Origin of the sequence: Nocardia pseudobrasiliensis NBRC 108224, from assembly GCF_001613105.1 — a bacterium.
Classification (GTDB): Bacteria; Actinomycetota; Actinomycetes; order Mycobacteriales; family Mycobacteriaceae; genus Nocardia; species Nocardia pseudobrasiliensis.
In genome coordinates this window covers 37051-59310 of record NZ_BDBS01000060.1, presented here as the reverse complement: position 1 = coordinate 59310, position 22260 = coordinate 37051, and the positions used below count along the sequence as shown (strand labels likewise).

The window sequence follows — 22260 nt, the reverse complement described above, 5'->3', positions numbered from 1 at the left end:
TCAGCTCAGGTCGAGCGACATCTCGTTCTCGAAGTTCGGACTGTGTACGGCCGACGGCTGGCGGCGGCCGGTGGGGACGAAACCCTGTCTGCGGTAGAGCTTTTCGGCCGGGGTATTGCCTTCCATGACCCACAGGCGAAGTGTGCGGTGCTCGTGCTCGCGGACCCATTCCGCGATCGTCTTCAGGAGTAGGTCCGCGGCCCCGGTGCCGCGCGAGGCGGGGGAGATCCAGACCGAGACCAGTACCGGGCCGCCCTGCTCGAACAGCAGTCCGGCGCAGCCCACGGCCTCCGCCTCCGATTCCACGACGAAGAACGCCCGGCGCGTCGAATACCACTGGCGCCAGCGGGCTTCATCCCATGTGGACGCCTCGGCGAAGGTTTGTGCGAAGGTCCCCGGCGGCGATGTCTCCAACGCCCCGAGCCGCACATCACGAGCCGTCCGCCATTCGTCCGCACCCAGTCGCCGCACCCGCACCCCGCCGATGCTGCCCCGACGCTGCGCGCGGGGCAAGCAAATTAAGGGGGGCAGGGCGAGCAAATTAGGCGGCGGGGCGAACAAATTAAGGCGGCGGGGCGAGCATATTAAGGCGGCGGGGCGAGCGAGCTGAGCGCGGCGGGGTCGGTCAGTGAGAGGCGGCGCGGGTCAGTCGGTGAGAGGTGCGGGCCAGTCAGTGGGCGTGGGCGATCGACGGGGCGTGGGGCGATCGAGGGGGCGGGGGGTCATCGACGAGGCGCGGGGGGTCATCGACGAGGCGCGGGGCATCGACGAGGCGCGGGGGTCATCGACGAGGCGCGGGGCATCGACGAGGCGCGGGCCAGTCAGTGAGGCCGTTAGGCAATTGGTGAAGGGGGCTGGTGATCGCTGCGCGGCGCGGGGCCGGTCGTGGGCCGCGGCGCGAGTGGTTCAGGGGCGCAGGACCGAGACGAGGAACTCCATTTGGTCGTAGACGGCTTTTTCGAACCAGTCGTCGAAGTAGATGTCGAAATGGCCGATCGGATAGCGCTTGATCAGGGCGTGTTTGGTGCGTTCGGCGGCCTTGAGGGTTGGGCCGATGGGGGTGACCGAATCGGTGTCGCATACCTGGTACAGGACCGGCACCTTGATGGCCTTGGTGCGTCGCCAGGGGGAATCGAACATGACCGACAGGCCGAATCGGGCGGCGACCTTGGGCTGGTAGTTCTCGCTCTCCTCGGCGAGGCGGCCGTAACCTTCCGGCACGTCCGAGGCGCTCATCAGCGCGGCCGAACCCTTGCGTCCGGCCAGGCGCGCGCCGATCGGCTTGCGCCGGAGCGGGCCGACGAGCAGATCGGTCACCGCGAGGGTGCCGGTCTTCATGATGCTGATCGGGCCCTTGGCCAGCGTCGAGGCGCGGCCGCTGGTGAACGGGCACTGGGCGACGACCGCGGCGAGGTAATCGTCCTCGTGCGCGATGGACAATACGTGCCCGCCGCCGAAGGAACTGCCCCACAGCGCGATTCGGGTGGCGTCGAAACCCTTGAGGGTGCGGGCGAAGGCGATGGCCGCGCGCCAGTCGTCACGCTGGCGGGCGATATTGATCATCTGCCGGGGCGTGCCGCCACTGGCCCCGAAACCGCGATAGTCGAAGGCCAGCACGCCCATTCCCGCGGCGGCGAAGCGACGCGCGTACCTGTCCAGCCCCATCTCGCGATTGGCGCCCAGCCCGTGGCCCATGATCACCAGCGGTCGCGGCTTGGGCGGACCGTCCGGGAGATAAAGCCATGCAGCACATTGATCGCTTCCCGACGGGAACCCCACCTCGACACGCTCCATGGCGAATTACCGTACTGGTTCGTCGCTTGCGCCGCTGACCTGGATCCCCGGGTCGCGCCCGCGATCCGGACAGATTCCGGCAAAACAGACCGAATGCGGGACCCTCGTCGGCGTGGGGCATAATCATCCTCAGACGAGTCGGTCGGGCGGTCGCGGCGATGGGAACGGACACGTATGTGTCGCTGCCCGGCGCCGAGGAAAGTCCGGACTCCACAGAGCAGGGCGGTTGTTAACGGCAACCCGGGGTGACCCGCGGGACAGTGCCACAGAAAGCAGACCGCCGGCGTGCACAACGCCGGTAAGGGTGAAACGGTGCGGTAAGAGCGCACCAGCGCCCCGGGTGACCGGGGCGGCTCGGTAAACCCCGCCCGGAGCAAGGTCGAAGGTCGCATTCTCCGGAGTGCGACTGCGCAGGTGTCCGAGGGCTGCTCGCCCGAGCCTGCGGGTGGACCGCTCGAGGTGCCCGGTGACGGTGCACCCAGATGGATGACCGCCCCCGGTCTCGACCGGGACAGGATCCGGCTTACAGACCGACTCGTCCCTCATACTTCGGGAACTGTGGGCTGCTGCGCGTGGGAACTGTGGCTGCTGCGCGCGGGACTATGGGCCGCTGGGCACGGGAGCCCGTGGCCAACGGCACCTCGGTCCTGCTACGCCCGACGCAGCGCCAGCACCGGAATGGTGCGGATGCCCGCGGTTTTCTTCTCGTACTCGCCGAAAGTTGGGTAGCGGCTGACCTGTTCGGCGTAGAGGCGGTCGCGGTCGGGGCCGGTTACCTCCTGGACGGAGACGTGGTAGGTCTCGGTGCCGCGTTCCACGTCCGCGGCGCCGGCCGAGGTGAGGTTGTAGTACCAACCGGGATTGGTCGGGGCGCCTCCCTTGGAGGCGAAGACGTAGATCAGGTCGGGGTCCTGGTCGTCGGGCAGATACATGGTGGGGCTCACCGATTCCCGGCCGCTCTTGCGACCGATGTGATGGATCAGCAGCATCGGCGCGCCCTCGAACATCCCGCCGACGCGGCCCTCGTTCGCCCGGAACTCGTCGATGATCTTGGTATTCCAGTCGTCTCCGCTCATACCTGGCATCCTGCCGGAAAACCCTCGCCCCCGAACGCTTTCCCCGCGGCGTGGCTAGCATCGCGATCGTGTCCGAATTCGATTGGGTAGGGCGGTTGTTGGCGCGGGACGGATGGGAGGTCGTGGGGGACGGGGAGTCCGGGGCCGCGGTGTTCCGATCCCCGGACGGCGCGCGGTATGCGAAATGCGTGCGTCCCGACCGGGCCGGGGAACTCGAGGACGAGCGCGATCGGGTGGAGTGGCTGGCCTCCCAGGGCATTCCCGGACCGGCGATGCTGGACTGGATCGATAATGACGCGGGAGCCTGCCTGATCACCAGCGCGGTCGAGGGCATGCCCGCGAATCTGGTGTCGGCCGAGGAACTCGGGACGGCGTGGGAGTCGATCGGGCGCGCGGTGCGGCGGCTGCACGCGCTGCCGGTGCGGGACTGCCCGTTCGGGCGCGGGCTGGCGGAGATGGTCGGCCGCGCGCGAGATGTCGTGGGGCGCAACGCCGTCGATCCGGACTTCCTGTCCGACGAGCATCGGCGGCTCGTGCCCGAGGCGCTGCTCGAGCGGGTCGTATCGCAGGTGGATCGATGGTTACCGCGCGAGGACGCGGAAGCCGTTGTGTGCCACGGGGATCTGTGCCTGCCCAATATCGTCCTGGACCCGCGGACCCTCGAGGTGACGGGATTCATCGATCTGGGCCGCCTGGGCCGAGCCGACCCTTACACCGACTTCGCCCTGCTGCTCGCCAACTCCCGCGAGACCTGGCCCGACGAGCAGCGGGCCCGCGCGGCGGACGAGGCGTTCGCCCGCGTCTACGGCATCGACCTCGACGCCGAACGACTGCGCTTCTATCTCGACCTCGATCCGCTGACGTGGGGATGATCAACCGTCCGATCAGCGGGACACGCTCGTTGAGCTGACACAATGGCTGTTAGCCTTACATTTTGTTAACTCAGTTTTCGATTTGCTCAGCGAGGAGGAGTGTGGCACGGCTCAGCGTGCGGGCGGAGCAGAAGCTGCTGACCCGGGATCGGCTGCTGGACGCGGCCGTCGAGGTGTTCGCCGAGAAATCGTCGCTCGAGGCGACGATGGACGACATCGCCCGGGCCGCGGCGGTATCGCGGGTGACCGTGTACGCGCACTTCTCCGGCAAGACCGAGATCGTGCTGGGTCTGGCCGATCGGCTCTACGCGCTCGGCGACGAGGTGTACGCCGATCTGGCGGGCCGGTCGGTGTGGACCCGCGCGGCGGTGCGGGACTGGCTCGATGTGGTCGAGGCGCGCTGGCGCGAGCAGGCGGCCTCGATCCGGGTGCTCACCATGGCCGGGCCGCCGGCCTCGACCGAGGGCACGATCGCGGCGCGGGAGCGGTATGTCGATCTGCTGGTCGGCGATCCCGATCGGTGGCGGGCGGTCACCCCGGCGCAGGCCCGGCAGCGGGCGCTGCTGATCGCATTGCTGATCGAGTCGTTCTTCGCGGCCTGGATCGCCACCGGCTGGCCGTCGGATACCGACGATCCGCTGGATCTGCTCGCCGACACCCTGTGCCATCTGCTCGCACCCGCGCTGAGTGATCGATCGTGAAGGCGGAAAGGACATCTCATGCGCGCCTCGATCTACCACGAGGGTGAATTCACCGTCGGCGATTTCCCACTGCCCGAGCTGGGCGCCTGGCAGTTGCGGGTGCGCCCGATCGCCAACGGCATCTGCGGCGGGGATCTGTCGGCATGGGCGCACACCGAGGAATTTCTCGCCTCCAATCGCGAGGCCAAACAGGAGACCTTCCTGTTCGATTCGGCCCGCCCGCTGGTGTTCGGGCACGAATTCACCGCCGAGGTCACCGAATTGGGGCCCGGAGTGAGCGAATACTCCGTCGGGCAGCGGCTTTTCGTGCTGCCGTGGGTCGCCGACGCCGCCGGTGTGGTGCGCTGCGTCGGCTATGCCAACGACTATCCGGGCGGTATGAGCACCGAGACCATCGTCGGCGCGGGTATGCATGTGCCGCTGGAGGCGGGTGTCGATCCGATTCTGGCCGCGACCCTCGAACCCGTCGCCACCGGAACCAACGGCGCTCGCCAGACCGGGATTTCGCAGGGTGAGGGCGCGCTGGTGACCGGTGCGGGACCGATCGGGCTCGGCGCGGTGGTGGAACTGGCCGCGCGCGGGGCGAATCCGATCGTGGTGTCGGACCCGTCGGCCAAGCGACGCGAAATCGCACTGGCCTACGGTGCGCATGTCGCGGTCGATCCGCGTTATACCGATCCGGTCGCGGTGTGGAAGGAACTGGCCGGGGACGGTGGGCGGCTCTACGTTGTCGAGGCGTCGGGCGCGCGGTTGCTGTCGCATCTGATCGCGCGGGTGCCGCCGCATACGGTGATCAGCATTGTGGGGGCCAATGCCGAGCCGGAGGCGATTCGGTCGATGACCGCGGTCGTCAACAACCTCACGCTCAAATTCGTCTGCGGGCCGGTGTACGGCGAGACCCGCTACGAAGGGGTGTGGCGGGCCTACGAACATCTGCGCGAGGGCCGCTACGATCCGGCGCTCATGGTGACCGCCTATACCGGATTGGCCGGGGCCCGTACGGCTTTCGAGGCGCTGCGGCCCAGTGACGGCGCGACCGAACAGGTCAAGATTCTCATCCTGCCCGAACTGGACACCGACGAGTTGCTCACCCCCGAGCAGGCCGGATTCGCGAGCGTGGCGAACTAGCTCGCCCGCGCGCCTTCGGGGTGCCATGATCGATACAGGGCCCGGTGGTTCCGTGTGCCGGGTGTTTCGCACGGGGGTGCGGTATGGACCTGGTGACGATCGTGAGCAGTCTCGTCGGTGTGGGGGTGGTGCTGGGCGGGGTCGCCGTCGGCACCGGGTTGCGGGTGGTCGAGCAGTTCGAGCGTGGGCTGGTGTTCCGGTTCGGGCGGGTGCGCGGGGTGCGTGAACCCGGTCTGCGACTGCTGATTCCGTTCGTGGATCGGATGCGCAAGGTGCCGATGCGGATCGTCACCATGCCGGTGCCCGCGCAGGAGGGCATCACCCGCGACAACGTCACGGTGCGGGTCGACGCGGTGGTGTACTTCCGGGTCGTCGATCCGATCCAGGCGGTGATCGAGGTGCAGGACTATCTTTTCGCGGTGGCCCAGGTGGCGCAGACCTCGCTGCGCTCGATCATCGGCAAGAGCGAACTGGATGATCTGCTGTCCAACCGCGAGCAGTTGAACAAGGGCCTCGAGCTCATGATCGACAGCCCCGCGCTGGCCTGGGGCATCCATATCGACCGCGTGGAGATCAAGGATGTGGCGCTGCCGGAATCGCTGAAGCGCTCCATGTCCCGCCAGGCCGAGGCCGAACGCGAGCGCCGCGCCCGCGTCATCACCGCCCAGGGCGAACTACAGGCCGCCCACATGCTCGCCGAGGCGGGCTCAACCATGTCCCAGGCTCCCGCGGCACTGGAATTGCGCCTGCTGCAGACGGTGGTAGAGGTTGCGGCGGAAAAGAATTCGACGTTGGTGCTGCCGTTTCCGGTGGAGTTGTTGCGGTTTTTGGAGCGGGCGACCCCCGCCGAGGGAAAAGCGCCCTCGGCGGGGGAAGGGGTGGGGGGAGTTTCGGCGGGGGAAGGGGTGGGTGGAGTTTCGGCGAGGGAAGAGGTTAGTGGAGTTTCGGCGAGGGAAGAGGTAGGTGGAGTCCCGGCGAAAGAAGAGGTGGGTGGAGTTTCGGCCGGGGAAGGGGTGGATGGGGTGAGCGGGGAAGGGCGAGAGCTGGATAAAGCCGATGAGCCGCGGGGGATCGAGGCTCCGCGGCTGGGGTCGGCTGGAGATCAGCGGGCTGGTGAGCCTGTGGTGGGGCGGGATTGAACAGGTACTGCTGACAGCAAATTAGTGGTTATTTCGGCCAGGCGGTGGGCGGCGGCTGGGTCGAAGGGAGTGGTCCGGGTGTCGAGTTGGGTGTCTTGCATGAGGCGGTCAAGGGGGCGGTGGGTGGGTTGTCGAGGTGGTGGAGGATTCGGGTGAGGGCCGCTTCGATTGGTTGGGCGCGGTCGCGCATGGCGGCGACGAGGGCGGTGTCGGTGGGGTTGTACTGGCCGGTGAAGCCGGTGGCGGTGAGGCCGGGGTGCAGGATTATGTAGCGGATTCGGCTGGCGGGGTGGGTGCGGGTGAAGTGGACGGCCAGCAGGTCGCTGAGTTTGCCGGCCTGCCGCATGACGGCGCTGAGTCTTCGCCCGCCTGGGCTACGCGCAGGCCCGCGTCGACGACATCGCGGCCGAGGCGGGGGTGGCCAAGGCGACCGTCTACAACCACTTCGGCGATAAGCAGACGCTGTTCCGCCAGGCCGTGCAGGATCTGTCCGATGTGGCGTTGGCGGCCGATCTCGCGGCGCTCGAGCAGGTTTCGGGAGCGGGCGAACTGGACGCGCGGCTGCGGCGGCTCGGGCTGCGGCTGATCGAGTGCTACTGCGCCGAGGAATCGCGTTCGCTGCGCCGACTGGTCGCCGCGGAATCGGCGCGGCTGCCGGAACTGGCCGATATCGTCGCCGAGGTCTCGGATCGGGTGAATCGGGCGCTGGCCGATCGGTTCGCCCGGCTGTCACTGGCCGGAGCGCTGCGCATCGATGATCCCGATGTGGCCGCCGAGCAGTTCGCGGCATTGTTGACCGGCGCGGTGGCGGGCAGAACGCGATGGGGGACAACCACCATCGGCGAGGCCGAGCGGCGCCGGGTGGCCGAGGCCGCGGTGGTCACCTTCCTGCGCGCATACGGGGCGTGACGAAAAAGCAAAGGCGGCACCCCCATCGGGGTGCCGCCGCGGCGTGAGGCCCGTGCTGGTGGGTCAGCCCACCGGGTTGATGACGAGGATCTGAGCCCAGTAGGCGGCCTGCTCGGGGCCGAGCAGCGGCAACAGGTAGTCGTAGACGATGGACGACATACGGTGCGGAACTCCCTTGTTTCTCGACATGCGAATGGGGTGATGGGACCGACCGGTCCCGCGAACACCGGGCCACATTAACAGCGGATGCCGCTTCGCGCAGGCACAGCGGGAATCGGCCGTCGACCGAAGTGTTTCCGAATAGAATTACCAGGTCGGCGCGACCGGATCGGAAAGCCGCCCAAGTTATTCGGTTCTGCTCTTGATCATGATCGTGTCGCCCTGTCCCGAGTTGCCGTGTGGGCCATTGAATCCGGCAATTGGGACCGATCGGTCTGGCGGCGATCGGTGGGCCGCGCGTCGGTCGTGGGTGTGGCGGTGGGGGTGTGCGGGTGGGGGTGAATGCCGAGGCACTCGAGGTTGTGGGCGGATTCGGGGTGGCATTGGACACGTTTGAAACAGGGGGAATCCAGTTGAGCGCGAGTGGGACTGGGTGCGGCGCGCCGGGGTGGGCGCGGCGATCTGTGCTCGAGTGGCCTAATCCGTGACAAACGTCATAGAGTGTTGCGCGTTGGAAAGTTCCGTTGCCTGGGGGCGGCAACGGGGCTGTGGGTGTCAACGACGTCGGAAAGCAGGTTCTATCTCTATGCGCGTGGTTCGCAAGTTGGTTGCCGGTGCCATGATCGCCGGTGCTGCTTCGGTTTTGGCTGTGCTGGGGGCCGGGTCCGCTTCGGCGGTCGCGGTGACTCCATTGCCGGGCGGGGTGCAGGTCGACCTCTCCCCGGGTGACACCCAGTGGGTGCATCAGACCCATATCGGGAACGCCATCGGTACGTTGCCCCATCCGTCGGCCGCGTCGTTCGGGCAGGCGCTCAATTCGGCGGCGGATCTGTCCTCGCAGTACCCGAACGGCCGGGTCGTGTTCACGGTGTACGGGCCGTTCGATCAGTTGAACGGCACGATGCTGGCGCTGCAGTAGTCCCGCGCCTGCACGTGGTACTCCATCAGCGGATCGTCTCGGCGCCGGTCGATTTCGGCGCCGTGCGAACCGAATTCGGAATGGTCTCGGAGTATCCGGCCGAGGCCGTCTCGGAAGCCCGCGACGCGGTCGACGCGTTCGCGGGCTCCCGGGCCGATCGCACCGACATCCCCTTCGTCACGATCGACCCGCCCGGCGCACTGGACCTGGACCAGGCGCTGCATCTCGAACGAACCTCCTCCGGCTTCCTGCTGCGATACGCCATCGCGGATGTGGCGGCCGTCGTCGCCCCCACCGGGGCGCTCGCCCGCGAATCTCTCGCGCGAGCCGAAACCTTCTACCTGCCCGATGGCACCGTGCCGCTGCATCCGCCGGTGCTCTCGGAGGGGTCGGCCAGCCTGCTGCCGGATCAGGACCGTCCGGCCGCACTGTGGACCATCGAATGCGACGAAGCGGGCGAACCGCAACGGTTTTCGGTCGAGCGCGCCCTGGTGCGCTCCCGCGCCCGCCTCGACTACGCCGGTGTGCAGGCCGATGCCGACGCCGGTCGGCTGCATCCCTCGATCGCCGCGCTGCCCGAATTCGGGCGGCTGCGCATCGAGGCCGGACTCGCCCGCGGCGCGATCGGACTGCGCCTGCCCGCACAGTCGGTCGTGCCCGACGGACATGACAAGGGCGGGGGTCAGCACTGGCAGCTCGTGCTGGAACCGCGCACCGAGGCCGACGACTGGAACGAGCAGATCTCGCTGCTGACCGGTATGTGCGCGGCACGGATCATGCTGGGCGAGACAGGCGACTCCGGCGGCCGGATCGGCCTGCTGCGCACGATGCCCGCCCCGCCACCGGCCGCGGTCGAGTCGATGCGGCGCACGGCCGCCGCGCTCGGCATCGACTGGCCCGCCGAGACTTCCGTGGGCCGCATGCTCGCCGCGCTGGATACCGAAACACCCGCGGCCCTGGTCCTGATGTCCGAGGCCACCGGACTGCTGCGCGGTGCGACCTACACCGTGCTCGGGGACGAGGCCCCGGCCGTGGTGGAGCACAGCGGAATCGGCGCGCCCTACGCACATGTGACCGCGCCGCTGCGGCGACTGGCCGACCGCTACGCCACCGAGATCTGCCTGGCCCGCTGCGCCGGAACCCCGGTGCCGCGCTGGGTTCGCGACGGTCTGTCCGAGGCCGCGGAGTCGATGCGCCGCGGTGACGCCGTCGCCGGGAAGCTCGAGCGGGCGTGTCTGGATCTGACCGAATCCACGGTGCTCGCGGACAGATTGGGCTCGGTATTCCGGGCGGTGGTGGTGCGCGAGGCCAACGGCAGTCGCCCGGCGGAGATCTTCGTCGCCGAACCGCCGGTGGTGGCCAAATGCGTCGGCTCGCCGCCGGAGGGCTGGCAGGTGCGGGTGCGCCTGGTCGAATCCGCGCCTGCCACGCGCACGGTCACCTTCGCCTTCCCCGCGGATTGAGTCATTCGGCGCGCTCCCTGGCGATCTCCACGCGATAGCCGATGATCACCGAGACGATCAGCGCCACCGAGATGATGCCCTCGGCGAGGAAGAACGAGGCGAAGTCGATGATCGAACCGATCGGCGGGCTGCCGGGCACCGCATTGCGCAGCGGCACCAGTGCGAACAGCAGGACCGCCAGCAGCGAGCACGCGGGGAACAGCAGGCCGCGCCGCCAGTGCAGGACGTAGTAGGCGGTCGTGACGGCCGCGATCGCGAGCCCGAGCATCAGGACCATCAGGAATACGGCGAAAATCGTGGTCGGCGTCGTGCGATCCGCGTCGAGCGTCAGATCGATGAGTGCCGGATCGCCGGGATCCGAGGAGCTGAATCGGCTCGCGATCTGGAAGAACGAATCGTTGTTGGCGATCGTCACCATGGCCGGGAGCTCGCGATCGTCCGCGGCGAGGATCTGGACTACCGCGCGGGTGCGATAGGTGTCGAAGGGGTAATCGGTGGTGGTGCCGAGCATTTCGAGCCTGGTATCGATGGTCGACACCGGCTGACCGGCCTTCAGCGGAATCGGATCGGATTTCGCGGCCGTCGGCAGGAGCAGTTTCGCGTCGGAGCGGAGATCGCCCGCCTCATCGGCGAACGTGCCGCGGGGAAAGACGTTCACCGCGATCGCCGCGGTCTGTGTCGCGGTATCGATCCGGATGACCGTCACGCCCACGTCGACCCGGTCGGGCGCGTCGACCGCGCCGTAGGAGTAGACCCTGTCGGCGCGGTTCTTGCCCACCGCGTACATGCCCAGGCTGGCGGCCATGATCGCGATCAACACGAGCGCGGCGAGAGCGGCCCACAACCAGCCGCGAACTCCGTTCTTCGGGCGCTGCTGCATTCGGCGATGATAGCCATAGTGCATGACGAACTCGCGGTGACATGGCTAACGATCGGCAAATACGTTATCCGAGCATTTCCTTACGCTTGTACTTGGTCTTCAAGAATTCCGCGGCAACCGGATAGCTCTCCAGGGCCTTGCGGGCCGCCGCGGCCTCCGACAGTGCCAGCGCCTCGTAGACGCCGGTATCGGCGCCCCGCTGCCGGGCCGCGGCCGCGCGCGTCTCGATCATGGCCATCGCCTCCACCGCGTCGCGGTGATCGCCGAGGACCGATTGCAGCTTCTTGGCCTTGCGGGCCAGCTCCTCGGCCGGACCCCCGAGCACCCGTCCCGCCGCGTCGGCGGAATAGCGTAAACGCTTGGCGGCCTTGCGGATCTCGTGCAGGTGCTCGACCCGGTCCTCCTCCGGAACCTCCGGTTCTTCCCGGACCAGATTGCGCAGGCGTTGGAAATCCTTGCGCAGCACCGAGGAAAAGGCGTCGGCGGCATCGGATTTGGCGCGCTTCTTGCGCAGCGGCGGATGGGAATGCAGTTTGCGCAGCCGCTCGCGCAGCGTGGCGTAGCGGTCGCCGTCGAGGGCCTTCAGGACGGCCCTGTGCGCGCGGGTGTATTTGGCGCGCTCGGCGGAGACCAGTCGGCGGCCGATGCGCCGCTGTTCGGTGGGCTGTTCCTCGGTCAGCGCGGCGAATCGTTCGGCGCGCACCTCGGCATCGCGGGCCACTCCCAAAAGTCCGGCCAGCCAGCGCAGTTCGTCGCGCATCTCATCGATCGGCCCGTCGTGGAACAGTTTTCGATACGAGCGCAGCACGCTGCGCAGGCGTCGGGTGGCCACCCGCATGCTGTGCACCGAGTCGGGCCGGTCGGCGCGCACATCCGGCTCGGCCGACAGCAGCCGGTCCAGATCGTCGGCCAGGGCGGCGACGAGGGCGGGGCCGGCTGCCGTGCTCATCAGCTGTTCCGGAACTTGTCGGTGGCCGCGACCAGGTGGTGGCTGGTACCCGGTTCGCTGGCGGCGTGGCCGGCGTCGTCGACGATGTGCAGTTCCGAATTCGGCCATACCTTGTGCAGATCCCATGCGCTCACCGCCGGGCACACGATGTCGTGGCGGCCCTGCACGATGACGCCGGGGATATGGGCGATGCGGTCGATATCGCGCAGCAGCTGGCCGTCGTCGAGGAAGCCGCCGTTGACGAAGTAGTGGTTCTCGATCCGGGCGAACGCCAGCGCGAAGCGCGGGTCGGCGGATTCGGCGACTCGATCCGGTTGGGGCAGTAGCGAACTCGTGGCACCCTCCCAGGTTGACCAGGCGACTGCCGCCGCCGTGGCGATTTCGGGATCGGGGGAGTGGAGCAGCCGGTGGTAGACGCTCACCAGATCGTCCTGGCGTTCGGCTTCCGGCACCGGCGCGAGGAATTTCTCCCACTCGTCAGGGTACACGTAGGCGGCGAGTCCATTGTAGTACCAGTCGATCTCCTTGCGGCGCAACAGGAATATGCCGCGCAGCACGAGTTCGGTGACGCGATCGGGATGGGTCTGCGCATACGACAGCGCCAGGGTCGAACCCCACGAGCCGCCGAACACCTGCCAGCGCTCGACACCCAAATGCGTTCGCAGTCTTTCGATATCGGCGACCAGATGCCAGGTGGTGTTGGTCTCCAGGCTCGCGCCGTCGGCGATGTGCGGAACCGAACGGCCGCAGCCGCGCTGATCGAACAGCACGATGCGATAGGCCTGCGGATCGAAGAATTGCCGATGCATCGGCGAGGTGCCCCCGCCGGGGCCGCCGTGCAGGAAGACCACGGGTTTGCCCTCGGGATTACCGCTTTCCTCCCAGTAGATCCGCTGGCCGTCGCCGACGTCGAGCAGACCCTCGCGGTGGGGTTCGATGGGCGGGTACAGGCTGCTCATCAGAACGCGATTCCCGAGGCCAGATCCTGCAGCTCGAGCGCCTTCAGCGCCTCGGTGCGGATATCCGAGCAATTCTTCCGAGTGATGCGGTCGACCACCGGCTTATCGGCCAGGACCTGCAGATTGATGCCGCCGTTCTGGACCGCCCACTCGTGCACGGTGATGTTGAGCGCCACCCGGCCCAGCGTGGGGCCCTGCACCCGCCAATCCGACAGCTGCGGGGAGATGGCGTCGCACAACTTCTTACCGAGTTCGTCGGTGATCGGCACGGGTGCGGGTTTGGCGCCGGTGCCCGGTGCGGCCGAGGCGGTCGGGTGGGCCGTGGAGGTGATCGATCCGCTGGATCCGGCGGGCGCCGGTGATCCGTTGGAACCACCCCCGCATCCGGCGATCAGTGCGGTCACCGCCACGGCTGTGGCGGCGAGCGCACCGCGAGTCATCCAACGGCTCTGCGACATCTGTTCCCTTTGCTCGGTTCGGCTCGTCGGCCTCCGAGTCTGCCATTTCTTCGCACCCGTCGCCCCCGGGTAATGCATTTCTTCCCCGCGACCTGCACTGAGTACCCTCTGGGGCATGGCACGGGATGAGCGCGGTGTGACCGCACAAAGTGAGGACTTCGCTGCCTGGTACAACGAGGTGGTCTTCAAGGCCGGCCTCGTCGACCGCGGCCCGGCCAAGGGCACCATGGTCATCCGACCGTACGGATATCGGCTATGGGAGCTACTGCAATCCGAGATCGACGGTCGCATCAAGGCCACCGGCCACGAGAACGCCTACTTCCCGCTGCTGATCCCCGAAAGCTATCTGTCCCGCGAGGCCGAACACGTCGAGGGCTTCTCGCCGGAGCTGGCGGTGGTCACGCACGCCGGCGGTAAGGAACTCGAAGAGGCGCTGGTCGTGCGCCCGACCTCGGAGACCATCATCGGCGAGATGATGGCCAAGTGGATCAGCTCGCATCGCGATCTGCCGCTGCTGCTGAACCAGTGGGCCAATGTGGTGCGCTGGGAACTGCGGCCACGAATGTTCCTGCGCACCACCGAATTTCTGTGGCAGGAGGGCCACACCGCGCATATCGATGAGGGCGACGCGCGCCGGGAGACCATGCTCGCGCTGGACCTCTATCACGAGGTGGCCCGGGATCTGGCCGCCATGCCCGTGGTCGCCGGGGAGAAGACGCCCGGTGAGCGATTCGCCGGTGCGGTCGCCACCTTCACGATCGAGGCCATGATGCGCGACGGCCGGGCACTGCAGTCGGGGACGTCGCATTACATGGGCACCAACTTCGCCACCGCGTTCGATATCCGCTTCACCGGCGAATCGGGCCGGGAGGAGCTGTGCCACACCACATCCTGGGGTATGAGCACCCGGATGATCGGTGGCATCGTCATGACCCACGGCGATGACAAGGGGCTGGTGTTCCCGCCGCGGCTGGCGCCGCATCAGGTGGTGATCGTTCCGATCACGCGCGGGGGCAGTGCCGCGGTCGAGGAGGCCGCCCAGCAGTTGGCGCAGCGGCTGCGGGCCGCGGGCGTGCGGACCCATGTCGACGCGCGGCCGCAGCTCACGCCCGGATTCAAATACAACGACTGGGAGATGCGGGGGGTGCCGATCCGGCTCGAACTCGGGCCGCGCGATCTCGAGGCGGGGACCGCGATGATGGTGAAGCGCCTTGGCGACGAGGGGAAGCAGGCCGTCGCGATTGATTCGCTGCCGACGGTGCTGCCCGGAATTCTGGACGAATTTCAGGAGTACCTGCTGGCCCGTGCCACCAAGTTCCGCGATGAGCACACGCGTGTGGTGGATACCTGGGACGAGTTCGCGGCGGCGGTGTCGACGGGGTGGGCGTTGGCGCTGCACTGTGGGACGCCCGCGTGCGAGGACGATATCAAGGCCGTGACGGCGGCTACGCCGAGATGTATTCCGCTGGAAGGGGATCCGACGGCGGGGGCGTGTGTGCGGTGTGGGGCGGCGTCGGCTTATGGGAAACGGGTGATTTTCGGGCGGGCTTACTGAGTCCTGGAGGTCCCGGCGAAAAGCGTGCCGGGACCTCCAGGAAACTCTGGGGGCGGCCGAGACCTCCAGGAAACTCTGGGGGCGGCCGGGACCTCCAGGAAAACAGGAATGTCAGAAGCTGTGCTCCGGCCCCGGATACGCCCCTCGGCGGACCTCATCCGCGTAAGCCGTTGCCGCGGTGCGCAATTGGTCTCCGAGTTGGGCGAAGTGCTTGACGAACTTGGCGGTTTTGCCGCTGGTGTAGGCGGCCATGTCCTGCCAGACCAGGACCTGGGCGTCGCAATCCGCGCCGGCGCCGATGCCGACGGTCGGGATGGTCAGTTTGCGGGTGACCTGGGCGGCCAGTTCGGCGGGGACCATTTCCATGACGACCGAGAAGGCGCCGGCCTCCTGGACGGCGATGGCGTCGGCGATGAGTTGTTCGGCGCCGTCGCCGCGGCCTTGGACGCGGAATCCGCCGAGGGTGTTGACCGACTGCGGGGTGAACCCGATATGGGCCATGACCGGAATGCCGGCCCGGGTGAGGGCGGCGATCTGCTCCGAAACCCGTTCGCCGCCTTCGAGTTTGATCGCCTGGGCGCCGCCCTCCTTCATCAGGCGCACGGCATTGTCGAACGCCTGCTGCGGGGACACCTCGTAGCTGCCGAACGGCAGATCCGCCACGACCAGCGCATGCGGCGCGCCGCGGACGACGCCGCGCACGAGCGGGATCAGCTCGTCCAGCGAGATCGGCACGGTCGTGTCGTAGCCGTAGACCACATTCGCCGCCGAATCACCGACCAGCAGCACCGGAATTCCGGCTTCCTCGAACAGCTTCGCCGTGGAGTAGTCGTAGGCGGTCAACATCGCCCACTTCTCGCCCGCGGCCTTCATCTGCTGCAGGTGCTGTACTCGAATCTTCTTTCGCGAAGTTTTCGGTGCAGCCCCGTAGGCAGCGCTCTCCTGTTCGGACATCATCGTCCCTTTCGTTGTCGCCTCGAGGCCCGATGCGGGTCCCCGGGTGGAATTGACCCACTCAGTCTGCCCCGGGCCGATCGCCGATTTAAGCCGTACGAGCCATGGAATTGGTCACAGGCGAGGAGATGGCAGGATCTCACCATGTCGTTGTTGCGTTCCGGTCGTGTCGCCGTGCTGCTGGCCCTGACGTGCGTGGCTGCCGCCTGCACGGTCTCCGGTAAGGAGGAACCCGCGCCGTCCTCGCCCGGCGCGCCGACGCCCGCCGCGCTGGACCGCTTCTACAGCCAGACCCCGCAGTGGGACAGCTGCAACGGTTTTTCGAGCGATCCGCAGGACCGCTTCCCGCGCACGGCCGAATGCACCCACGTCACCGTGCCGATCGACTACGCCAAACCCGACGGCGGCACCGCGCAGATCGCGATCTCGCGGATGCGGGCCAGCGGTCAGCGCATCGGCTCGGTGCTGTTCAATCCCGGCGGGCCGGGCGTGGCCGGGCTGACCATGGCCACGCAGGGCAACGGCACCCCGCTGGCCGAGCGCTTCGATCGGGTCGGTTTCGATCCGCGCGGCGTCGGGGCTTCGACCCCGGCCGTGAAATGCCTGACCGGCAAGGAATGGGACGAGCAGCGCGCGGAACCGCAGAAGAACAACGACCCGGCCGGTATCGCCGCGGCCGAGGAGGAGAACAAGCAGTTCGCCGCGCACTGCAGCGAGCGCACCGGCAACGAATTCCTCGCCCATATCGGCACCCGCGAGGTGGTGCAGGATATGGACGTCATCCGCGCGGTGCTGGGCGATCCCAAGCTCACCTACGTCGGCTACTCCTACGGCACCCGCCTGGGCGCGGCCTATGCCGAGAAGTTCCCCGATCGGGTGCGCGCGCTGGTCCTCGACGGGGCCATCGATCCCGAACAGCAGCCCGTGCAGGAATCGCTGCAGCAGGCCGCCGGATTCCAGAAGGCCTTCGACGCCTACGCCGCCGACTGCGCCAAGGATCCGCAATGTCCGCTCGGTACCGATCCGGCGCAGTCTGTGACGCGATTCCGCGCGCTGCTCGCGCCGATCTGGAATCGCCCGCTGCCCACCAAGGACGGCCGCCCGCTGACCTACGGCGACGCGATCACCGGCGTGCAGAACACCCTCTACGCCGAGGATCGCTGGCAGGTGTTGAGCGCGGGCCTGGCCCAGGCGGCCGACGGCCGCGGCGACATTCTGATGGCCCTGGCCGACGATTACGACAGCCGTCGCCCCGACGGCAGTTACTCCAACGCCCAGGACGCCTTCCTGGCCATCCACTGCGTCGACGATCCCGCGGTCAAGGATCGGGCGGTGACCGATCAGGAGGACGGCGAGCTGCGCAAGACCGCGCCCTTCCTCGACGACGGCCACGGCACCGGACACGCCCCGCTGGAGCTGTGCGCGTTCTGGCCGGTCCCCAATACCGCCGACCCACACTCGATTTCGGCGCCCGGCCTGCCCCCGACCGTGGTCATCTCCACCACCAACGATCCGGCGACGCCGTATCAGTCGGGCGTGAATCTGGCCAAGGATCTGGGCGCGGCGCTGATCACCAACCGGGGTACCCGACACACCGCGTTCCTGTCCGGCGGCGTGCCATGTGTGGACAACGCGGTCTTCGACTACCTGATCGATCTGAAGGCGCCGCCGACCGGGCTCACCTGCGGATAGGGGTGCGGCCGCGAGATTGTTGCTGTCCCGACACGCTTTTCGCCGGGAACACCCCATGTAACACGGATTTAACGCCGCTTGCTTACGCTCGCGGCTATGGATCGCCAGAAGGAATTCGTGCTGCGTACGCTCGAGGAGCGGGATATTCGCTTCGTACGGCTGTGGTTCACGGATGTCTTGGGGTATCTCAAGTCCGTCGCGATCGCTCCCGCGGAGTTGGAGGGCGCCTTCGAGGAGGGCATCGGCTTCGACGGTTCGGCCATCGAGGGCTTCGCCCGCGTCTCCGAGGCGGATATGGTCGCCCGGCCGGATCCGTCGACCTTCCAGGTGCTGCCGTGGTCGACCAGTAAGGGACATCAGCATTCGGCGCGGATGTTCTGCGATATCGCCATGCCCGACGGTTCTCCGTCGTGGGCCGATCCGCGCCACGTGCTGCGGCGGCAGCTGAACAAGGCCGGCGATCTGGGCTTCAGCTGCTATGTGCATCCGGAGATCGAATTCTTCCTGGTGCGCTCGGGTCTGGTGAACGGCAATCCGGTGCCGGTGGACAACGGCGGCTTCTTCGATCAGGCCGTCCACGACGAGGCGCCGAACTTCCGCCGCCACGCCATCGACGCGCTCGAGTCGATGGGCATCTCGGTGGAGTTCAGCCATCACGAGGGCGCGCCCGGTCAGCAGGAGATCGATCTGCGCTACGCCGACGCCCTGTCGATGGCCGACAATGTGATGACCTTCCGCTACCTCATCAAGGAGGTGGCGATCGATGAGGGCGTGCGGGCGACGTTCATGCCCAAGCCCTTCGCCGAACATCCCGGTTCGGCCATGCATACGCATATGAGCCTGTTCGAGGGGGAGCAGAACGCCTTCGCCGATCCCGACGATCCGCTCAATCTGTCGGAGACCGCGCGCGCGTTCATCGCCGGAATCCTGGAGCACGCCAACGAGATCAGCGCCGTCACCAATCAGTGGGTGAACTCCTACAAGCGGTTGGTGCACGGCGGCGAGGCCCCGACCGCGGCATCGTGGGGCCGGTCCAATCGCTCTGCGCTGGTTCGGGTTCCGATGTACACCCCGAACAAGCAGTCCTCGCGCCGGGTCGAGATCCGCAGCCCCGATTCGGCCTGCAATCCGTATCTGACCTTCGCGGTGCTACTCGCCGCCGGTCTGCGCGGTATCGAGAAGGGCTATACGCTGCCGCCCGAGGCCGAGGACGACGTGTGGTCGCTGACCTCGGCCGAGCGGCGCGCCATGGGGTTCCGTGAACTGCCGGGCAGTCTGGACGAGGCGCTCAAGGCGATGGAGCGTTCGGAACTGGTCGCCGAGACCCTCGGCGAGCACGTCTTCGATTTCTTCCTGCGCAACAAGCGCCGCGAATGGGCGGGCTACCGCGCCCAGATCACGCCGTACGAACTGCAGGAGTACCTGGACCTGTAGGTTGAAAGCATGGTACGGCCACCCACTGCCCGTCCCGCGGTGCCCGGCGCGGGTCGGCTCGGATTGCTCGAGCCGAATGCCGCGGCATCGCTGCGGGAGCTCGAGTGGGACAACGTCGAGAGCGTTCCACTGCTGTGGGCCCTGTCGCGTTCGCCGGACGCCGATCTGGCTCTGCTGACCCTGATCCGGCTGCGTGAGCGGCTCGGATCCGACTGGGCCGCACTGGATTCGGCGCTGCGCACCGAGGTGTCGCTGCGCGGACGGCTGTTCGCGCTGATCGGTTCGTCGAGCGCGTTCGCCGATCATCTGGTCGCCGATCCGCAGGGCTGGCAACTGCTGCGTCGCGGTGATCTGCCCGGCCGCGACGAGCTGATCGCCGACCTGCTCGCCGCGGTGGAGGCCGCGCCCGAGGGTGAGGCCGCGGGGGGCATGCTGTACCGCGCGAAGATCGCCGGTCCGGAGGCGATCGCCCTGCTGCGCAAGCGATATCGCGATCTGCTCATGCTGCTGGCCGCCCACGATCTGGCCGCCACCGTGGAGAACGAGCCGGTGCTGCGCTACCAGCAGGTGGGCTATCAGCTGACCGATCTGGCCGACGCGGCCCTGACCGCGGCGCTGGCGGTCGCGGTCGCGCGGGTCTGCCCGGACGCAGAGGTGCCGGTGCGCCTCGCGGTGGTCGCCATGGGCAAATGCGGTGCGCGCGAACTGAACTACGTCTCCGATGTGGATGTGGTGTTCGTCGCCGAACCGGCCGACACCACCGCCACCCGCCTGGCCGCGGAGATGATGACCGTGGCGGGCAACGCGTTCTTCGACGTCGATGCCGGACTGCGCCCCGAGGGCAAGGCCGGGGCGCTGGTGCGCACGCTGGATTCGCATGTGGCGTACTACAAGCGGTGGGCGCGCACCTGGGAGTTCCAGGCGCTGCTGAAGATGCGCCCGGCCACCGGCGATCTGGAATTGGGCGAGAGCTATCGCGCCGCGCTCATGCCGATGGTTTGGAACGCCTCGGAGCGACCGGATTTCGTCACCGATGTGCAGGCCATGCGGCGGCGGGTGGAGGATCTGGTGCCCGCGGATCTGCGCGAGCGCGAGCTCAAACTCGGGCACGGCAGTCTGCGCGATGTCGAATTCGCCGTGCAGCTGCTGCAATTGGTGCACGGTAAGGCCGATGAGTTGCTGCATGTGCAGGGCACGGTCGAGGCGCTGACCGCACTCGCGGCGGGCGGCTATGTCGGCCGCGACGACGCCGCCAATCTCACCGCCTCCTACGAATTCCTGCGCCTGCTCGAACATCGGCTGCAACTGCAGCGGCTCAAGCGCACCCACACCCTGCCAGCGGCCGACGACGAGGAGGGTATGCGCTGGCTCGCGCGCGCGGCGCATATGCGACCCGACGGCCGCCAGGACGCGGTGGGCGTGCTGCGCAGCGAGATCAAGCGCAATACCGTGCGGGTGCGCCGCCTGCACGCCAAGCTGTTCTATCGCCCGCTGCTGGAATCGGTGGCGCGACTCGACGCGGATGCGCTGCGGCTCAGCCCCGCCGCCGCGATCCGGCAGCTGGCGGCCCTCGGCTACGCCGCGCCGGAGAACGCGCTCGGCCACCTCAAGGCGCTCACCAACGAGGTCGGGCGCAAGGGCCGCATTCAGGCGCTGCTGCTGCCGACATTGCTCGAATGGCTCGGGGAGACACCGAATCCCGATGCCGGACTGCTCGCCTACCGCCGCGTCTCGGAGGGGCTCGGCGATCAGACCTGGTTCCTGCGCGAACTGCGCGACGAGGGCGCGATCGCGCAGCGGCTGATGATCGTGCTGGGCTCCTCGGCCTATCTGCCGGATCTGCTGATCAACGCGCCCGAGACGATCCGCATGTTCGCCGACGGACCCGAGGGCCCGCTGCTGCTGGCGCCCCGCCCGGATCAGGTGCGCGAGGGCATTCTGGCCGGGGCCGCCCGCTACGCCGATCCCAAACGCGCCGTGGCGACCTCGCGTTCGCTGCGCCGCCACGAACTCGCGCGGGTGGCCGCGGCCGATGTGCTCGGCATGCTCGATGTGCCGCAGGTGTGCAAGGCGCTGTCGTCGGTGTGGGTTGCGGTGCTCGAGGCGTCGCTGCAGGCGGTGATCCGCGCGAGCGAGGCCGAGCACGGCCCCGCGCCCGCGGCCATGGCCGTGATCGGCATGGGTCGGCTCGGCGGTCTGGAACTGGGTTACGGCTCCGACGCCGATGTGCTGTTCGTCTGTGATCCGCGGCCCGGGGCCGATGAGACGGTCGCGGTGAAGTGGGCGATCGGCGTGGCCGAACAGGTGCAGCGGCTGTTGGGCGCCCCGAGTACCGATCCGCCGCTGCAGGTGGACGCGGGCCTGCGCCCGGAGGGCCGCAATGGCGCGCTGGTCCGTACGCTGGCCGCCTATCAGGCCTATTACCAGCAGTGGGCGCAGCCGTGGGAGGTGCAGGCGCTGCTGCGCGCGCATCAGGTCGCGGGCGATCAGGAGCTGGGTGTGCGGTTCCTGCACATGATCGATGCCGTGCGCTATCCCGAGGGCGGCGTCTCCGCCGACGCGGTGCGCGAGATCCGGCGCATCAAGGCGCGGGTGGATTCCGAGCGGCTGCCGCGCGGCGCGAATCCGGCCACCCACACCAAACTCGGCCGCGGTGGCCTGGCCGATATCGAATGGACCGTGCAGCTGATGCAGCTGCGCCACGCCCACGAGGTCGCGGAGCTGCACAACACCTCGACCCTGGAATCACTGGACGCGATCGAGGCCGCCGACCTGCTGGACGCGGCCGATGTGGCGCTGCTGCGCGACGCCTGGCTCACCGCGACCAAGGCCCGCAACGCGCTGGTGCTGGTCCGGGGTAAACCGGCCGATCAACTGCCGGGACCGGGTCCGCTGCTGTCGGCGGTCGCCCGCGTCGCGGGCTGGCCCAACGACGACGGCAGCGAATTCCTCGACCACTACATGCGCGTGACGCGACGGGCGAAATCCGTGGTCGAGCGGGTGTTCGGCGGGGAGTCCTGACCGCGGGTGTGGCGTAGATCGCTGTGCGGCTAGCGATCGACCCTCGGCAGGCGGGTAGGCGCTGGACAGCGGCATGATCCGAGTGATGCGGCTGGCGCGGGCACGGGTGAATTTCCCCATCGATGGGTGAGAATTGGTTTGCGGGGAACAGCCCCGGCGCGATATCCGTTGATTATCACCTGGAAGCGCACTGCGCTG

Annotated in this window: 20 protein-coding genes and 1 other RNA gene; 12 read left to right on the top strand and 9 right to left on the bottom strand. The window is 68.0% G+C overall.

Annotated features, from left to right (window positions below):
* Positions 1-477, bottom strand: a complete 477-nt coding sequence (locus NP4_RS35480; protein WP_068007382.1) for a GNAT family N-acetyltransferase — start codon at positions 475-477, stop codon at positions 1-3.
* A 429-nt stretch (positions 478-906) separates the two neighbouring features.
* Complete coding sequence (locus NP4_RS35475) at positions 907-1794, bottom strand: alpha/beta hydrolase (RefSeq protein WP_068007379.1); 888 nt, start codon at positions 1792-1794, stop codon at positions 907-909.
* Positions 1795-1928: 134 nt separating this feature from the next.
* On the opposite strand from NP4_RS35475, the gene rnpB reads away from it, so the two are divergent.
* Positions 1929-2336: RNase P RNA component class A (rnpB, locus tag NP4_RS35470), an RNA gene on the top strand.
* 108 nt (positions 2337-2444) lie between these two features.
* On the opposite strand, the gene NP4_RS35465 is transcribed toward rnpB, so the two are convergent.
* Positions 2445-2870 (bottom strand): nitroreductase family deazaflavin-dependent oxidoreductase, encoded by a 426-nt coding sequence (locus NP4_RS35465; protein WP_068007375.1) that lies wholly within the window; start codon positions 2868-2870, stop codon positions 2445-2447.
* Between the two features lie 68 nt (positions 2871-2938).
* On the opposite strand from NP4_RS35465, the gene NP4_RS35460 reads away from it, so the two are divergent.
* From NP4_RS35460 to NP4_RS35445, 4 genes are all read left to right on the top strand, one after another.
* Positions 2939-3742, top strand: coding sequence for an APH(3'') family aminoglycoside O-phosphotransferase (locus NP4_RS35460; RefSeq protein WP_082876511.1), 804 nt, complete (start codon positions 2939-2941; stop codon positions 3740-3742).
* Between the two features lie 101 nt (positions 3743-3843).
* Positions 3844-4443 (top strand): TetR/AcrR family transcriptional regulator, encoded by a 600-nt coding sequence (locus NP4_RS35455; protein WP_211335874.1) that lies wholly within the window; start codon positions 3844-3846, stop codon positions 4441-4443.
* Positions 4444-4461: 18 nt separating this feature from the next.
* Positions 4462-5571, top strand: a complete 1110-nt coding sequence (locus tag NP4_RS35450) for a zinc-binding dehydrogenase (protein WP_068007365.1) — start codon at positions 4462-4464, stop codon at positions 5569-5571.
* Positions 5572-5654: 83 nt separating this feature from the next.
* Positions 5655-6710, top strand: a complete 1056-nt coding sequence (locus NP4_RS35445) for a slipin family protein (RefSeq protein WP_114755674.1) — start codon at positions 5655-5657, stop codon at positions 6708-6710.
* 28 nt (positions 6711-6738) lie between these two features.
* Here NP4_RS35445 and NP4_RS35440 read toward each other — a convergent pair whose 3' ends face one another.
* A complete protein-coding gene (locus NP4_RS35440) occupies positions 6739-7056 on the bottom strand; it encodes a hypothetical protein (protein ID WP_068007362.1) in 318 nt (105 codons plus the stop codon).
* Between the two features lie 23 nt (positions 7057-7079).
* Here NP4_RS35440 and NP4_RS35435 point away from each other — a divergent pair, with 23 nt between their 5' ends.
* The 3 genes from NP4_RS35435 to NP4_RS35425 all read left to right on the top strand — a co-directional run bounded on the left by NP4_RS35435 (position 7080) and on the right by NP4_RS35425 (position 10160).
* Complete coding sequence (locus NP4_RS35435; RefSeq protein WP_082876510.1) at positions 7080-7619, top strand: TetR/AcrR family transcriptional regulator; 540 nt, start codon at positions 7080-7082, stop codon at positions 7617-7619.
* A gap of 745 nt (positions 7620-8364) precedes the next feature.
* On the top strand, positions 8365-8697 hold the full coding sequence (locus tag NP4_RS35430; protein WP_062510210.1) for a hypothetical protein: 333 nt from the start codon (positions 8365-8367) through the stop codon (positions 8695-8697).
* A 14-nt stretch (positions 8698-8711) separates the two neighbouring features.
* Entirely contained in the window at positions 8712-10160 is a 1449-nt protein-coding gene (locus tag NP4_RS35425) for an RNB domain-containing ribonuclease (protein WP_068007359.1), read from the top strand.
* 1 nt (position 10161) lies between these two features.
* Here NP4_RS35425 and NP4_RS35420 read toward each other — a convergent pair whose 3' ends face one another.
* The 4 genes from NP4_RS35420 to NP4_RS42970 form a co-directional block, all read right to left on the bottom strand.
* Positions 10162-11040 (bottom strand): DUF4436 family protein, encoded by an 879-nt coding sequence (locus NP4_RS35420; RefSeq protein ID WP_245997888.1) that lies wholly within the window; start codon positions 11038-11040, stop codon positions 10162-10164.
* Between the two features lie 64 nt (positions 11041-11104).
* Positions 11105-11989 (bottom strand): CHAD domain-containing protein, encoded by an 885-nt coding sequence (locus NP4_RS35415; RefSeq protein ID WP_068007355.1) that lies wholly within the window; start codon positions 11987-11989, stop codon positions 11105-11107.
* Positions 11989-12948 (bottom strand): prolyl aminopeptidase, encoded by a 960-nt coding sequence (gene pip, locus NP4_RS35410; RefSeq protein ID WP_068007350.1) that lies wholly within the window; start codon positions 12946-12948, stop codon positions 11989-11991. Before pip ends, NP4_RS35415 begins: the two co-directional genes overlap by 1 nt.
* Complete coding sequence (locus NP4_RS42970) at positions 12948-13388, bottom strand: hypothetical protein (RefSeq protein ID WP_245997889.1); 441 nt, start codon at positions 13386-13388, stop codon at positions 12948-12950. The genes pip and NP4_RS42970 overlap by 1 nt, the downstream gene beginning before the upstream one ends.
* Positions 13389-13521: 133 nt before the next feature.
* Between NP4_RS42970 and proS the strand changes: the two genes are divergently transcribed.
* Positions 13522-14961: a proline--tRNA ligase gene (gene proS, locus NP4_RS35400; protein ID WP_068007345.1), complete on the top strand. Its 1440-nt coding sequence runs from the start codon at positions 13522-13524 to the stop codon at positions 14959-14961.
* A 111-nt stretch (positions 14962-15072) separates the two neighbouring features.
* Here the strand turns inward: proS and panB are convergent, their stop codons facing one another.
* Positions 15073-15915 carry a 3-methyl-2-oxobutanoate hydroxymethyltransferase gene (gene panB, locus NP4_RS35395; RefSeq protein WP_068007469.1) on the bottom strand — a complete coding sequence of 281 codons (843 nt, stop codon included), beginning with the start codon at positions 15913-15915 and terminating at the stop codon, positions 15073-15075.
* Positions 15916-16059: 144 nt separating this feature from the next.
* Between panB and NP4_RS35390 the strand changes: the two genes are divergently transcribed.
* From NP4_RS35390 to NP4_RS35380, 3 genes are all read left to right on the top strand, one after another.
* A complete protein-coding gene (locus NP4_RS35390) occupies positions 16060-17607 on the top strand; it encodes an alpha/beta hydrolase (protein WP_114755675.1) in 1548 nt (515 codons plus the stop codon).
* Positions 17608-17703: 96 nt separating this feature from the next.
* Positions 17704-19041 carry a glutamine synthetase family protein gene (locus NP4_RS35385; RefSeq protein WP_062510220.1) on the top strand — a complete coding sequence of 446 codons (1338 nt, stop codon included), beginning with the start codon at positions 17704-17706 and terminating at the stop codon, positions 19039-19041.
* Positions 19042-19050: 9 nt separating this feature from the next.
* On the top strand, positions 19051-22062 hold the full coding sequence (locus tag NP4_RS35380) for a bifunctional [glutamine synthetase] adenylyltransferase/[glutamine synthetase]-adenylyl-L-tyrosine phosphorylase (protein ID WP_068007342.1): 3012 nt from the start codon (positions 19051-19053) through the stop codon (positions 22060-22062).
* The last annotated feature ends 198 nt before the right edge of the window (positions 22063-22260 follow it).

Bases quoted from the DNA above. Each gene is read 5' to 3' on its own strand.
- NP4_RS35430 (WP_062510210.1), top strand. From the start codon at position 8,365: ATGCGCGTGGTTCGCAAGTTGGTTGCCGGTGCCATGATCGCCGGTGCT.
- NP4_RS35390 (WP_114755675.1), top strand. From the start codon at position 16,060: ATGTCGTTGTTGCGTTCCGGTCGTGTCGCCGTGCTGCTGGCCCTGACG.
- NP4_RS35440 (WP_068007362.1), bottom strand. From the start codon at position 7,056: ATGCGGCAGGCCGGCAAACTCAGCGACCTGCTGGCCGTCCACTTCACC.
- NP4_RS35380 (WP_068007342.1), top strand. From the start codon at position 19,051: ATGGTACGGCCACCCACTGCCCGTCCCGCGGTGCCCGGCGCGGGTCGG.
- NP4_RS35445 (WP_114755674.1), top strand. From the start codon at position 5,655: ATGGACCTGGTGACGATCGTGAGCAGTCTCGTCGGTGTGGGGGTGGTG.
- NP4_RS35420 (WP_245997888.1), bottom strand. From the start codon at position 11,040: ATGCAGCAGCGCCCGAAGAACGGAGTTCGCGGCTGGTTGTGGGCCGCT.
- NP4_RS35465 (WP_068007375.1), bottom strand. From the start codon at position 2,870: ATGAGCGGAGACGACTGGAATACCAAGATCATCGACGAGTTCCGGGCG.
- panB (WP_068007469.1), bottom strand. From the start codon at position 15,915: ATGTCCGAACAGGAGAGCGCTGCCTACGGGGCTGCACCGAAAACTTCG.
- NP4_RS35385 (WP_062510220.1), top strand. From the start codon at position 17,704: ATGGATCGCCAGAAGGAATTCGTGCTGCGTACGCTCGAGGAGCGGGAT.
- NP4_RS35415 (WP_068007355.1), bottom strand. From the start codon at position 11,989: ATGAGCACGGCAGCCGGCCCCGCCCTCGTCGCCGCCCTGGCCGACGAT.
- NP4_RS35450 (WP_068007365.1), top strand. From the start codon at position 4,462: ATGCGCGCCTCGATCTACCACGAGGGTGAATTCACCGTCGGCGATTTC.
- pip (WP_068007350.1), bottom strand. From the start codon at position 12,948: ATGAGCAGCCTGTACCCGCCCATCGAACCCCACCGCGAGGGTCTGCTC.
- NP4_RS35475 (WP_068007379.1), bottom strand. From the start codon at position 1,794: ATGGAGCGTGTCGAGGTGGGGTTCCCGTCGGGAAGCGATCAATGTGCT.
- NP4_RS42970 (WP_245997889.1), bottom strand. From the start codon at position 13,388: ATGACTCGCGGTGCGCTCGCCGCCACAGCCGTGGCGGTGACCGCACTG.
- proS (WP_068007345.1), top strand. From the start codon at position 13,522: ATGGCACGGGATGAGCGCGGTGTGACCGCACAAAGTGAGGACTTCGCT.